The sequence below is a fragment of the Methylophaga sp. F-2 genome (assembly GCF_056859315.1).
In genome coordinates, this window is sequence record NZ_JBSXOF010000016.1 from 24,023 (window position 1) to 36,222 (window position 12,200).

Annotated in this window: 17 protein-coding genes; 12 read left to right on the plus strand and 5 right to left on the minus strand. The window is 43.7% G+C overall.

Annotated elements, in window-relative coordinates:
• Positions 1–8 precede the first annotated feature (8 nt).
• The 5 genes from AC13DA_RS04340 to AC13DA_RS04360 all read left to right on the plus strand — a co-directional run bounded on the left by AC13DA_RS04340 (position 9) and on the right by AC13DA_RS04360 (position 3,050).
• A complete protein-coding gene (locus AC13DA_RS04340; protein ID WP_284450431.1) occupies positions 9–881 on the plus strand; it encodes a symmetrical bis(5'-nucleosyl)-tetraphosphatase in 873 nt (290 codons plus the stop codon).
• 73 nt (positions 882–954) lie between these two features.
• A complete protein-coding gene (locus AC13DA_RS04345) occupies positions 955–1,101 on the plus strand; it encodes a hypothetical protein (RefSeq protein ID WP_007146038.1) in 147 nt (48 codons plus the stop codon).
• Positions 1,102–1,554: a transcription antitermination factor NusB gene (nusB, locus tag AC13DA_RS04350; RefSeq protein ID WP_007146037.1), complete on the plus strand. Its 453-nt coding sequence runs from the start codon at positions 1,102–1,104 to the stop codon at positions 1,552–1,554.
• 58 nt (positions 1,555–1,612) lie between these two features.
• On the plus strand, positions 1,613–2,581 hold the full coding sequence (thiL, locus tag AC13DA_RS04355; RefSeq protein WP_284450430.1) for a thiamine-phosphate kinase: 969 nt from the start codon (positions 1,613–1,615) through the stop codon (positions 2,579–2,581).
• On the plus strand, positions 2,565–3,050 hold the full coding sequence (locus AC13DA_RS04360; protein WP_284450429.1) for a phosphatidylglycerophosphatase A family protein: 486 nt from the start codon (positions 2,565–2,567) through the stop codon (positions 3,048–3,050). The genes thiL and AC13DA_RS04360 overlap by 17 nt, the downstream gene beginning before the upstream one ends.
• 28 nt (positions 3,051–3,078) lie before the next feature.
• Here AC13DA_RS04360 and AC13DA_RS04365 read toward each other — a convergent pair whose 3' ends face one another.
• The 5 genes from AC13DA_RS04365 to moaB are packed head-to-tail and all read right to left on the minus strand — an operon-like array spanning position 3,079 to position 6,879.
• The gene (locus AC13DA_RS04365) at positions 3,079–3,978 is read right to left on the minus strand and encodes a carbohydrate kinase family protein (protein ID WP_007146034.1); all 900 of its coding nucleotides are present in this window, start codon (positions 3,976–3,978) and stop codon (positions 3,079–3,081) included.
• 3 nt (positions 3,979–3,981) lie between these two features.
• Positions 3,982–5,127, minus strand: coding sequence for a ribonuclease D (gene rnd, locus AC13DA_RS04370; protein ID WP_284450428.1), 1,146 nt, complete (start codon positions 5,125–5,127; stop codon positions 3,982–3,984).
• 43 nt (positions 5,128–5,170) lie between these two features.
• Positions 5,171–6,061: an alpha/beta fold hydrolase gene (locus tag AC13DA_RS04375; RefSeq protein WP_284450427.1), complete on the minus strand. Its 891-nt coding sequence runs from the start codon at positions 6,059–6,061 to the stop codon at positions 5,171–5,173.
• 51 nt (positions 6,062–6,112) lie between these two features.
• On the minus strand, positions 6,113–6,364 hold the full coding sequence (locus AC13DA_RS04380) for a glutaredoxin family protein (RefSeq protein ID WP_284450426.1): 252 nt from the start codon (positions 6,362–6,364) through the stop codon (positions 6,113–6,115).
• A complete protein-coding gene (gene moaB, locus AC13DA_RS04385; protein WP_284450425.1) occupies positions 6,364–6,879 on the minus strand; it encodes a molybdenum cofactor biosynthesis protein B in 516 nt (171 codons plus the stop codon). The genes AC13DA_RS04380 and moaB overlap by 1 nt, the downstream gene beginning before the upstream one ends.
• A gap of 93 nt (positions 6,880–6,972) precedes the next feature.
• Here moaB and AC13DA_RS04390 point away from each other — a divergent pair, with 93 nt between their 5' ends.
• The 7 genes from AC13DA_RS04390 to dnaB all read left to right on the plus strand — a co-directional run bounded on the left by AC13DA_RS04390 (position 6,973) and on the right by dnaB (position 12,198).
• Positions 6,973–7,647, plus strand: a complete 675-nt coding sequence (locus AC13DA_RS04390; protein ID WP_482945854.1) for a YiaD family glycine zipper/OmpA-like lipoprotein — start codon at positions 6,973–6,975, stop codon at positions 7,645–7,647.
• Between the two features lie 25 nt (positions 7,648–7,672).
• Entirely contained in the window at positions 7,673–8,413 is a 741-nt protein-coding gene (gene rlmB, locus AC13DA_RS04395; RefSeq protein WP_284450454.1) for a 23S rRNA (guanosine(2251)-2'-O)-methyltransferase RlmB, read from the plus strand.
• Between the two features lie 117 nt (positions 8,414–8,530).
• A complete protein-coding gene (gene rpsF / locus AC13DA_RS04400; protein ID WP_007146027.1) occupies positions 8,531–8,869 on the plus strand; it encodes a 30S ribosomal protein S6 in 339 nt (112 codons plus the stop codon).
• A gap of 30 nt (positions 8,870–8,899) precedes the next feature.
• Complete coding sequence (gene rpsR / locus AC13DA_RS04405; RefSeq protein WP_007146026.1) at positions 8,900–9,127, plus strand: 30S ribosomal protein S18; 228 nt, start codon at positions 8,900–8,902, stop codon at positions 9,125–9,127.
• Positions 9,128–9,161: 34 nt separating this feature from the next.
• Positions 9,162–10,088, plus strand: a complete 927-nt coding sequence (locus AC13DA_RS04410; protein ID WP_273182707.1) for a YybS family protein — start codon at positions 9,162–9,164, stop codon at positions 10,086–10,088.
• A 37-nt stretch (positions 10,089–10,125) separates the two neighbouring features.
• A complete protein-coding gene (rplI, locus tag AC13DA_RS04415; RefSeq protein ID WP_007146024.1) occupies positions 10,126–10,674 on the plus strand; it encodes a 50S ribosomal protein L9 in 549 nt (182 codons plus the stop codon).
• Positions 10,675–10,776: 102 nt separating this feature from the next.
• A complete protein-coding gene (dnaB, locus tag AC13DA_RS04420) occupies positions 10,777–12,198 on the plus strand; it encodes a replicative DNA helicase (protein ID WP_007146023.1) in 1,422 nt (473 codons plus the stop codon).
• Positions 12,199–12,200 lie beyond the last annotated feature (2 nt).

A 12,200-nucleotide genomic window follows, 5' to 3' on the forward strand; every position in this document is an offset into this window, starting at 1 on the left:
TCGTCTATATGGCTGTATATGCGATTGGTGATGTTCAGGGCTGTTACGATGAGTTAGTCAAAATGCTGGATCGAATTCAGTTCGATCCAGCAGATGATCAGATATGGTTGGCTGGTGATCTTGTCAACCGAGGGCCTAAATCCGCTGAAGTATTGAGATTGGCAAAACAGCTGGGCAATAGTTGTGTTGCCGTTTTAGGAAATCACGACCTGCATTTACTGGCTAATGCGGCTGGTGTGGTTGAGTATCAACACCATCTGGACACGATTGAGCAAATCCTCTCAGCACCTGACAGAGATGAGCTTATCGGTTGGTTAAGACAACAGCCCTTGTTTTATCATGATCCCGCTATTGATTTTAGTATGGTACATGCGGGTATTCCGGCTGAATGGTCTGTAAAGGAATCACTGGCGCGAGCGGCAGAAGTTGAAACCGTTTTAAAGAGTGATAACTGGCGCGATTTTTTTCAGCATATGTATGGTAATAAACCTAAACGCTGGACACCGGAGCTCAGAGGTTGGGACAGATTACGCTTCATTACCAATTGTTTTACCCGGCTGCGTTATTGCCATGAAGATGGCCGAATCGCCTTAAAGTTTAAAGGGGCACCGGAAGATAAACCGTTGCATCAACGTCCCTGGTTTGAAATGCCCAATCGGCTAACAGCCAATGATCGTATTGTTTTTGGGCATTGGTCTACCCTGGGGGTGGGGCGTTATGGCAATGTGTTTTCATTAGACAGTGGCGCTGTGTGGGGAGAAACACTAACAGCAGTCCGGATTGACCAAGAGCCATATGAGTGGATAACGGTTGAAGCTGATGCGGCTAGTTTACCTTTCCCTAAAAAAAAGTCGGATAAAAAGCGGAGACGTTGGCTGTAGGTATTGGTTCGCCACTGCTCTGTGAAAATGAGTACAATATATTTCATATTGATTAATTTCTGGATTAAAAATAATGAGTGATGTCACGAGCTATTCCGCTGACGTATTTGCGAAAGGCGAGGAGATGGGGACTGACACTCACCTTTTCAGCGTTGCTAAGGCAGCCACTGGAGTGATTGAAATGGTTAATGGTTTAAAACAAATTGAGGCTGGCAAATAAATGGCCACGGGATTACCCAGAACAAAAGCACGCCGAGCGGCTGTACAAGCGCTCTATCAGGCTCAAGTCAATGGTGAAGCACCACAAAAAGATACACTTGAGTTTGTTACCGCCGAATATGCTGACAAGATTGATAAGAAATATTTTGTGACGTTAATCGATGGTACGCTCAAGTATCAGGGCGAAATTGACGCTGAGCTCACCAAAGTGATTGATCGTGACCTGGACAAAATTGACCCTGTTGAAGTGTCGGTTTTACGTTTAGCTGTGTTTGAATTTATGCATTTGCCGGAAATACCTTACCGCGTTGTGCTCAATGAAGCTGTTGAATTAGCCAAATCATTTGGTGGTGAACAAGGCCATAAATACGTCAACGGTGTATTAGATAAAATGGGCGCGCGTCTGCGCACGCATGAACATCAGGCAGCAAAAGCTGCACGTCAAAAGAAATAATTAAGCTCAGGGCCTAAATCCAGCTGGATTCAGGCCCTGATTACTATAAGGTTTCTGTGTGGCTTTAAACGAGTTCTCTCTGATAAAACAGTATTTTGCTGATGCTACGCAAAAGCGCCAGGATGTTATTGTCGATATAGGCGATGATTGTGCTGTGCTGTGCTGTCCTGAAGACAGCGATATTGCTATTTCCATTGATACCTTAGTTTCAGGCATTCATTTTTTTGCTGATGTGGATCCGTTTACTCTAGGTCATAAATCGCTTGCTGTGGGGTTAAGTGATTTGGCAGCTATGGGAGCAACACCAGCCTGGTTTACACTCGCGTTAACATTACCCGAATTGGATGAAAACTGGTTATCGGCTTTTGCTGAAGGTATGACAGCATTAGCTAGCCAGCATAATATTCAACTTGTGGGCGGTGACACGACGAAAGGACCTCTGACCATCAGTATTCAGGTTCATGGGCTGGTGAAAAAAGGCACGCAGCTACGACGCAGTCAAGCAAAGTTATCCGATAAGATTTATGTCAGCGGAACACTGGGGGATGCCGGTGCAGCTTTACAAAAACGTCTATCATCATGGCAACCATCAGAACTGACAGAACAAGATTGGCTATTCCTTAATAAACGGCTTGAGCAACCAAGCCCACGACTAGCGATTTCACAAAAAATCTTACCTTTTACTCACGCAGCAATTGATATTTCAGACGGTTTATTAGCTGACCTTAGTCATATTCTGGAGACGAGTGGTAAGGGTGCCAGAATTAATCTCGATGCCATTCCCTTATCTTCCAGCCTACAAAAAATCGATAGACAACAGGCGCTAAAATTAGCACTGAGTTCAGGTGATGATTATGAACTCTGCTTTACCGTGGCGGCAGAACAGGCGGCTGCCGTTGAAGCATTAAATCTGGATATTCAACAAATTGGTGAAATTATCGATGAACAGACCATTGTTCTGCTCGATGAAGATGGGAAACCCTCGATATTAGATATCACTAGCAAAGGATATGACCATTTTGCCTAAAGTGACCTTTAAACAATTATTAGAAAGACCAACGGCATTTTTAGCTTATGGGTTTGGTTCAGGTCTTGCACCTAAGGCGTCCGGGACATTTGGCACTTTGGCGGCTATCCCTGTTTTCTATTTGATGCAGTCCTTACCTATGGCGAGTTATCTCTTGCTGACGGTTGTATTTTTTTTCCTAGGCATCTGGTTTTGTCAGAAAACAGTCGACTGGTTACAACAGGATGATCCCTCCGCTATTGTCTGGGATGAAATTGTTGGGTTTCTCATCACTATGATTGCAGCCCCGAGCGGCTGGTTATGGATTTTGTTGGGATTCGTTCTATTCCGGGTATTCGATATTTTGAAACCCTGGCCAGTCAGTCTGGCTGATAAAAGACTGCATGGCGGTTTTGGTGTGATGTTAGATGATGTTATCGCCGGATTATACGCTTTGCTGATACTTCAGCTTATTGCGTATTTTGTCTAATCCGACGATAACCAATATTTATCTTTCTCTACAGGATAGAAGCGGCATCAATCGAGTGATTTTGTGTACCGTGATGGGCAATTTTTAAAGCCCCAAGGGTAGACGCAATTCTGCCGGTTTCTTGCCAATCTTTACCATGCAAAATACCGTGTAACAGGCCAGCACGATAAGCATCACCGCAACCTGTTGGGTCAACAACTTGAGCCGCTTTCTGACACGCAATATCAATGCGCTTACCTTCAGTATAGATGTAAGAGCCTTCGGCGCCACGGGTGATAATCAATGCCTCAACATGACGAGCGATTTCTTCTTCAGGAAGCCCTGTACGGTCCATGAATAATTGTGCTTCATAATCATTTAAGGCGATATAACTGGCTTGTTCAGCAAAGGCCATCAATTCATCACCATTAAACATCGGTAAGCCCTGACCTGGGTCGAAAATAAAAGGAATACCGGCTGATTTTAATTGTTCAGCATGTTGAATCATGCCATCACGACCATCTGGAGCAATGATAGCCAGTTTAATATCTTTGGCTTCACTGATAGGTGTTTCATGTGCCAGGTTCATGGCTCCGGGGTGGAAAGCTGTAATCTGATTATCATCCTTATCGGTGGTGATAAAGGCCTGAGCAGTGTAATGCCCTTGTTTGACATGCACATGCTCACGATTGATATTTTTAGCATCCATCCATTCGGCATAGGGTGTGAAGTCGGTGCCGACTGTTCCCATCGGTACGGGATTATCACCAAGAAGCTTCAGGTTATAGGCGATATTGCCAGCGCAGCCACCAAATTCCCGACGTAACTCTGGCACCAGAAAGGCAACATTTAGCATATGCACCTTATCCGGCAGGATATGGTTTTTAAATTTATCAGGGAAAACCATAATATTATCAAAAGCGAAGGAGCCACATATGAGCACTGACATAGCTTAACTTTCCTTTATTTCTAAATGAGTAGGTTGGGCCTGGATACTGATTTTTCCTTGCATAAATGCTTGCAAAGTCTGCCCAATAATTTTGTAGCGCCAGCCGTGTAATAAAGCACAGTGCTGGCCTCTAACCAATGATTCAATATCTTTACGTGTAGCAACTGCAGAAGGTGTAATGGACTGTTCGTCACAACTTTTTCTCAATAATGCCATCAGGGCATCAATCAAGGCCTCTTGTTGGTTACTTAAAGCGGTAGGCCGTTTCAATACAGGCCATTGTTCTTTCGGTATTTCTTTTGCCGCTGTAATGACGTTAATTAATATCTTGCCGTAACGATCAATATCACGTGGTTCTATACCACGAATTTTTTTCATAGCATCAACAGTTGTTGGAGAAAAGCGTGCTAAATCCAGCATAACATCGTCTTTCAATATCCAGCGACGTGGCAAATCAACCTCAATGGCTCGTTTCTCACGCCAGGCACCGAGTTCTTGCAAGATCACTAATTGCTGACTTTTTAAGCGTCCTGCACCTTTCACTCTCAACCAGCTTTGTTGTGGATCTTCTTGATAAGTTTCTTTTGCAGTTAATGCCGCAAAGTCATCACTCAGCCACTCCACCCGACCTGTTCGGTTAAGTTCATCTACAAGTTGAAGATAAAGTTGTCGAAGATATCTGACATCATCGGCGGCATAGTCGACCTGTGCTTCTGATAGAGGTCGTTGGCGCCAGTCTGTTCTTGCCTGACCTTTATCAAGCTCAACACCGAGACATTGTTTAACTAAATTGCCATAACCTATTTGATCGCCGTAGCCTAGGACTGTTGCGGCCAATTGTGTATCAAAGACTTTGGGCGGGAGTGCATTTTTCATTAAGAAAAATAATTCTAAATCTTGTCTGGCAGCATGAAATACAATGGTGATGTTTTCAGAGTAAAACAACGCCATCAAGGGAGATAAATCACTAATTGCCAATGGATCAACACAAGCGATGACATCATTGCTGGCAACCTGAATTAAACATAACTGCGGGAAATAGGTCTTTTCGCGATGGAATTCGGTATCCACTGCCAGCCATTCACTGTCTGCTAGCTGTTGGCAGAGTGTATTGAGACCGGCTTCTGTATTTACAAACTGAATAGTCATGCTGTGTCTTTAAAAAAGGAACACAGTATAGCCAGTTTCTTGTTCAATGCATAACCTGACCCTGATGTGTTGACACCATATCTAAAACAGCATTTACAATAATGTCAGGTTGATGAAGATGGATATCATGACCACTGTGAAAAGCAAACAAATGCTGGCTATGGGAGGTGAGTTTCCATAAGTCTTGTTGGAGATGAACCCAGATTTTTTCACGATTTTCAGCATCCTTTTGGCCTTGCCACTCACTCTGGCCACGGCTGATAACAACTAATGGCACATTTGGCAGATGTCTGAGATGTTTAACTTGTAAAGCACTTTGATAAAGTGAGGATATTTCAGTTCGAGCAGCGTTAATTGCCCGTTCTTTGAGCATAGATTGTTCGGCGTTCAGTGGCGTACCCGAAGGTTTGGGAAGAATGATGATATTTCGTTTACGATCGTAATTTTGCGGTAGCTTAATATTTAACTTTTCATACTGATTTTCATGTGAAGCGTCTACTAACACAATACCAGTCACTTCTTCAGGGTGACTAGCCGCGAATACTCGCATGTTATAGCCACCAAACGAATGTCCAACCAAAATGAATGGACCATCTAACTTTGCTTTATGGATCAGGGTTTCTAATTCATTTGCAATACGGACACTGGTACGAGGTTGTGGTCCTGCATCACTCCAGCCATAACCCGCTCTGTCATATACACAGGTACGTGTGTGTTTGGCAATGTTATTTTGAATATCAAACCAGGCTGTGGAGTCATCACCAAGACCAGTATCGATAATAACGACGGGCTGTCCATGACCTTTGCATAGCATATGAAGTTTGTATCCACCTAGATCATAACGGACGCCAGGTGCCTTAGGATATTCGCTGGCATAGGCAGAACTAAGAAATAGGCACAAAAAAATAACAGTGGATATGGAATTTACAGACATCACATGCTCCAAGATGAATCTTACCGGAGCATAGTTTTAGCGATGTGAAGTTTACGTGTAAGAAACTGTTTGCTCTTGGATTTTTTGATTGAGTTGTGTCAAATCAAACGGCCAGAAAAGTTGTTGTTTGTCTGGAAATTCGACAACCGGAATATGTACTCCGAATTCTTCAACAAGCTTATCATCATCACCGATTTCGATAAGCTTGATATCGATTGCATATGCCTGTGACGACGCGTGTAACAGCTCTTGAGCTTGCTGACATAAGTGACAACCAGTCGTGGTATAAAGATGAATGACCATTATTTTTCTAATAAACGTGGAATCAGGTCAATAAAGTTGCAGGGCTTGTGCGTGGCATTTAACTGGTCATGGAGTATTTCATCCCAGCCAGTAATACAGGCACCTTTAGAACCGGGCAGGCAAAAAATAAATTTACCATTGGCTAGGCCTGCGATAGCTCGACTTTGAACTGTCGATGTTTTGATAACATCATAAGAACGAGCACGAAATAACTCGCCGAAGCCTTCAATTTCTTTATCGAATAATACTTTTACGGCTTCTGGAGTACCATCCCGACCGGTCAGGCCTGTTCCACCTGTAGTAATGATGACATCAATATCGTCATTGATTAACCATTGTGAAATAACCGCCCTTATCCGGTAGGTATCATCAGCCACAATGTCACGATGAGTCACGCTATGATCATCCGCTGTAGCTTTATCTTGCAGCACGTCGCCTGAGGTATCGTTGTCTTTAGTGCGTGTATCGGATATTGTCAAAATAGCAATGTTGACAGGAATAAATTCTGAGCCCATCTGGTACCTGCTTTAAAATGATATTTGCGGAACCAGTATAATGAGCAACCAGTCTACGGTCTAGAATCGATTAAAACCCTAGGAGAAAATTAGATGAAGAAAATTGTCTTGGTTTCACTGATTGCCGCGGCCTTGAGTGGCTGTGCTGCTGACGATCCTAACCAGAAAACGAAAACAGGTGCGGCGATAGGCGCTGCGGCTGGCGCTCTATTGGGTTATGCAGTCGATGACGGAGCTGGTGGTGTTCTCGCTGGCGCGGCTGTGGGTGCGCTGGCTGGTGGTGGTGTCGGACACTACATGGATAAACAGCAGCAAGAAATGGAAGCGGCTTTAGCTGATGAGCGTGCACGCAATGAATTAAAAATTCAGCAATTAGAAAATGAAACACTGAAAATTGATATTGCCAGTGAAGTGTCATTTGATTTTGACAGTGCTTCATTAAAATCGGCTTTTACACCGACACTGAATAAAGTCGCTGATATCTTACAGCGTTATCCTAATACCATTATTCATGTAGTTGGTTATACAGACAGCGTAGGTTCAGAAAGCTACAATATGAAACTATCAGAGCGAAGAGCGCAATCTGTTGTTGATTATTTATCCTCCAGAGGCGTGTCTTCCAGTCGTTTATACGCTATTGGCAAAGGTGAAAGTGATCCGCGTGCAACTAACGATACTGAAGCTGGCCGACAATTAAATCGTCGTGTCGAATTGTTTGTTAAACCTATTATTGAAGGACAAGAGTCTGAAGCCTATCAAACGCCGTAAAACGAAAACGGCCCATCACGCACCGATTGATCCAGATGTCATTTTTGGCCTGCATGCTGTGCAGGCCGCTCTGGAAGTACCTGTCAGCCGTGTGAAAGAAATATGGCTGGCAGCCGAAAGACAGGATAACCGTGTTGAGAATCTCCTTGCTGCGGCAAATGAGCAAGGTGTGGTTATTCACTTTTCTGAACGTGAAACCCTCGATAAGATTGCTCCTGATGTTCAGCACCAAGGCTGTGTCGCTAAATGTCGGCCTCTGGAAAGTCTGGATGAGAAAGGGTTATTCGATCTTTTAGACAATCTGAATGAGCCGCCTTTATTGTTGATTCTGGACGGTGTTCAAGACCCTCACAATCTAGGCGCATGTTTACGTACAGCTGAAGCTTCAGGAGCTCATGCTGTTATTGCTCCCAAGGATCGTGCTTCTGGCTTAACTGCAACGGCGATTAAGATATCCAGTGGCTCAGCAGAGCGCTTACCTTTTGCCCAAGTAACGAATATTGCGCGTTTGATGCGAGAATTGCAGCAAAGAGGTGTTTGGTTAATTGGTACCTCGGGTGATAGCGAAACCAGTCTGTATCAAACCAAACTGACTGGGCCAATGGCAATCGTGCTGGGTGCTGAAGGTAAAGGTATCCGCCACTTGACTCGTGAAAATTGTGATGAAGTGGTGTTTATACCTATGCAAGGCGAAGCCGAAAGTTTGAATGTTTCAGTAGCGGCAGGCGTGTGCCTGTTTGAAGCATTTCGTCAACGCAGCTTGTGATAAGTACCTGAATTCAAGTAAAATGTCAGATTGCTTTAAATTCTGATTCGTCAGTTAAGCAAAACTCCTTGCTTTATGGCTAAGACCATAAAGCTGTTTAAACCGTGAGGAGCTCAAATGAGACATTACGAAATCGTGTTTCTGGTCCACCCTGATCAGAGTGAACAAGTGCCCGGCATGATCGAGCGTTATACCCAAACACTGACAAGCGAAGGTGGTCAAGTCCATCGTTTGGAAGATTGGGGCCGCCGTCAACTTGCATACCCAATCAATAAAGTACACAAAGCACATTATGTTCTTATGAACGTTGAATGTGGTGTTGAACAGTTGAATGAAGTAACTACTGCATTCCGTTTCAACGATGCTGTTATTCGTCATCTGGTTGTTAACATGGAAGAAGCGGTTACTGAAGCTTCACCTATGATGCAAAAAGAAGACGAGAAAAAATCAGCTTAATACTGCTGCAGACTTTTAGGAGAATTCATAATGGCACGTTTTTTTAGACGTAGAAAATTTTGTCGCTTTACTGCCGAAGGCATTAAACAAATCGATTATAAAGATGTAAATTTGTTAAAAAACTACATCACTGAAACAGGAAAAATCGTACCAAGCCGTATCACAGGTACTAAAGCGCGCTACCAGCGTCAGCTTTCAACTTGTGTGAAGCGTGCGCGTTTCCTGGCATTGTTGCCATACTGCGACATGCATAAATAATTTGTCTTGATCTAAGCACTTAAACGTATCAGTTATGCTGTTTAAAGTTATTGCCTCTTACGCTATGCAAGGTCGCTGGAAAGCGGCAGCAACAACAGCGGTGTTGTCAGCTCTGGCGATAATCTTTCCGCCACTAAACTATTTGTCTAGTGGTGTGATTTCGTTAACGACTTTGAGAATGGGCCCACGTGAAGGCGTGAGCGTTATTCTGGCAACGTTAGTTGTGTTTGCTTTGCTTGCTGGTTTCTTAGTGGGGCAGTTGTGGATTGCGGGTTTGGTTTTGCTAACCAGTTGGTTGCCGGTTTACCTGGTAACTCTGGCGCTTGGTTATACTCGTTCATTTGCATTGTCTTTATTAACGGCGAGTGGTTTAGGCATTCTGGTTGTACTGATGCTGCATCTGTTTATTCCAGATACAGCATCTTGGTGGCAACAGATGTTAAAACCATTCATCGATAATCTGAGTGAACAGCCTAGTTGGCAATTAAATGCAACACAGACCGAACAGGTGGCGATGAGATTATCTGGTTTAATGACCGGTCTGGTTGCTGCTGGTGTGTGTCTTAATGCGATTTTAGGCATCATTATCGGACGTGCCTGGCAGTCTGAACTCTATAATCCAGGAGCATTTGGTGCAGAGTTTAAACAGTTACGCTTGGGTAAAGCGCCTGCCGTTTTTACCGGGCTACTTATCATTTTGGCACTTACCTCTATTGGTAGTTATGTGCCATGGTTGATGGATTGTTTACCAGTGATGCTGGTAGTGTTTGGTGTTCAAGGTTTGGCTATCGTGCATGCGATGGTGGCGATAAAGCAAAAAAGTAAAGCATGGTTAGTGACTGTCTATGTTTTACTCGTCATTATGCTGCCACAAATGGTAATGATACTAGCCAGCCTGGGTGTATTAGATCAGTGGTTTAATTTACGTGATCGCTCTAAAAAGAGTGGTACGGGTATTTGAATAAGCAATCGATTTGATTGCGAATGAGGGTAGAACGATGCAAGTTATATTGCTAGAAAAAGTTCAAAAGCTTGGTAATCTGGGCGATGAAGTCAATGTTAAGTCTGGTTTTGGACGTAACTTCTTAGTACCTAAAGGTAAAGCGTTACCTGCAACTAAGCAAAACAGAGAAAAGTTTGAAGCACGTCGTGCGGATCTGGAAGCGGCAGCAGCTAAGTTATTAGCTGAAGCTGAAGCGCGTAAAGCGAAACTGGTTGCAGCTGGTTCTCTTAACATTATGGCTAATGCTGGTGTTGAGGGTAAACTATTCGGCTCAATCACTGCTGCAGATATCGCTGATGCATTAAATGCAGCCGGCGCTGATATTGACCGCAATGAAGTTCGCTTACCGACAGGTCCATTACGTCATACAGGCGAATACAACATTGATATTCAATTACATGCTGATGTTATTGAAGTCGTTAAAGTCAATGTAAGCTCAGAAGCTGAACTGCAAGCAAAAGCGGAAGCTGAAGAAGCGAAAAAAGCAAGAGAAGCAGCTTTAGAAGAAGCTGAAGCGATTGCAAAAGCACAAGAAGAAGCTTAATGAAAGTATGGAGGCTGGACTCTAGGTCTGGCCTCCATTTTTTATTCTCATCATCTCAATTTATGAGAATTGTGTCTTAGTTATATAGAGGCTATAAACACTGTGGAAGACTTAAATTATTTCGATTCATTTAAGGATTCTGCCACTGAAGCACTGAAGGTGCCGCCTCATTCCATCGAAGCTGAGCAGTCAGTGCTTGGCGGATTAATGCTCGACAACTCTGCCTGGGAACAAGTGGCCGATCTCCTGGTTGAGCAAGATTTCTATCGTCATGACCATCAATTAATTTATCGTGCGATTGCTCAGTTAATGGAGCATTCACAGCCTGTTGACGTGATTACACTGGCTGAATGGCATGATAAGCGTGGTGAGTTAGACCAAGTTGGCGAACTGGCTTATCTGGGGATGTTGGCACGCAATACACCAAGTGCTGCGAATATTACCGCATATGCTGAAATCGTGCGCGAACGGGCTATTCTTCGTCAATTAATCAAAGTCGGCAATAGCATTGCCAATATGGCGTTTAAGCCTGAAGGCATGAGCAAAGAAGATATGCTCGATATTGCTGAGCGCCATGTCTTTGAGATTGCTGAAAAAGGCGCAAAACGTGGTGGTGGCTTTATTCAGGTAAAAGATGTACTGAGTAAAGTGGTCGACAGAATTGACAGCCTGTTTGAGCAAGACAGTGCTATTACTGGCTTACCGACCGGATTCATTGACTTTGATGAGCAAACCTCAGGGTTGCAACCGGCCGATTTGGTGATTGTTGCTGGTCGCCCATCAATGGGTAAAACCACCTTCGCAATGAATATTGCCGAAAATGGTGCCATACACAGTAAACAACCTGTAGCGGTGTTCAGTATGGAGATGCCTGCAGATGCCTTAGCCATGCGTATGCTGTCTTCATTAGGCCGAATCGATCAGCATCGCTTACGTACGGGTAAATTAAATGATGATGATTGGCCTCGGTTAACGTCAGCGATAGCTTTACTTAATGAAGCGCCGTTATTTATCGATGACACTCCTGCATTAAGTCCAACAGAATTACGTGCGCGTGCCAGACGTCTTAAACGTGAGCATGGTCTAAGTTTAATCGTGATTGACTATCTGCAATTAATGCAGGGAAACGCCGGTAAAGCCAATGAAAACCGAGCTACTGAGATTTCTGAAATATCGCGTTCATTGAAAGCACTTGGTAAAGAACTGGAAGTACCAGTGATTGCCTTATCCCAGTTAAACCGAAGTCTGGAACAACGTCCAAATAAACGTCCGGTAATGTCTGATTTGCGTGAATCGGGTGCGATTGAGCAGGATGCGGATCTCATCGTCTTTATCTATCGGGATGAAGTCTATAATTCAGATTCACCTGATAAAGGTAAAGCCGAAATTATCATTGGTAAACAGCGTAATGGTCCTATTGGTACCGTGGCGTTAACATTCCAGGGCAAGTACACACGATTTGAGAATTTTGCCCCAAGTTATTACGAAGATCAGGATAATTATCCGAGCTACGGCGAGGAGTAACA

Excerpts from the sequence above, each read along its gene's own strand:
- AC13DA_RS04340 (WP_284450431.1), top strand. The coding sequence starts at position 9 with ATGGCTGTATATGCGATTGGTGATGTTCAGGGCTGTTACGATGAGTTA.
- AC13DA_RS04345 (WP_007146038.1), top strand. The coding sequence starts at position 955 with ATGAGTGATGTCACGAGCTATTCCGCTGACGTATTTGCGAAAGGCGAG.
- nusB (WP_007146037.1), top strand. The coding sequence starts at position 1,102 with ATGGCCACGGGATTACCCAGAACAAAAGCACGCCGAGCGGCTGTACAA.
- AC13DA_RS04360 (WP_284450429.1), top strand. The coding sequence starts at position 2,565 with ATGACCATTTTGCCTAAAGTGACCTTTAAACAATTATTAGAAAGACCA.
- AC13DA_RS04365 (WP_007146034.1), bottom strand. The coding sequence starts at position 3,978 with ATGTCAGTGCTCATATGTGGCTCCTTCGCTTTTGATAATATTATGGTT.
- rnd (WP_284450428.1), bottom strand. The coding sequence starts at position 5,127 with ATGACTATTCAGTTTGTAAATACAGAAGCCGGTCTCAATACACTCTGC.
- AC13DA_RS04375 (WP_284450427.1), bottom strand. The coding sequence starts at position 6,061 with ATGTCTGTAAATTCCATATCCACTGTTATTTTTTTGTGCCTATTTCTT.
- AC13DA_RS04380 (WP_284450426.1), bottom strand. The coding sequence starts at position 6,364 with ATGGTCATTCATCTTTATACCACGACTGGTTGTCACTTATGTCAGCAA.
- moaB (WP_284450425.1), bottom strand. The coding sequence starts at position 6,879 with ATGGGCTCAGAATTTATTCCTGTCAACATTGCTATTTTGACAATATCC.
- AC13DA_RS04390 (WP_482945854.1), top strand. The coding sequence starts at position 6,973 with ATGAAGAAAATTGTCTTGGTTTCACTGATTGCCGCGGCCTTGAGTGGC.
- rpsF (WP_007146027.1), top strand. The coding sequence starts at position 8,531 with ATGAGACATTACGAAATCGTGTTTCTGGTCCACCCTGATCAGAGTGAA.
- rpsR (WP_007146026.1), top strand. The coding sequence starts at position 8,900 with ATGGCACGTTTTTTTAGACGTAGAAAATTTTGTCGCTTTACTGCCGAA.
- AC13DA_RS04410 (WP_273182707.1), top strand. The coding sequence starts at position 9,162 with ATGCTGTTTAAAGTTATTGCCTCTTACGCTATGCAAGGTCGCTGGAAA.
- rplI (WP_007146024.1), top strand. The coding sequence starts at position 10,126 with ATGCAAGTTATATTGCTAGAAAAAGTTCAAAAGCTTGGTAATCTGGGC.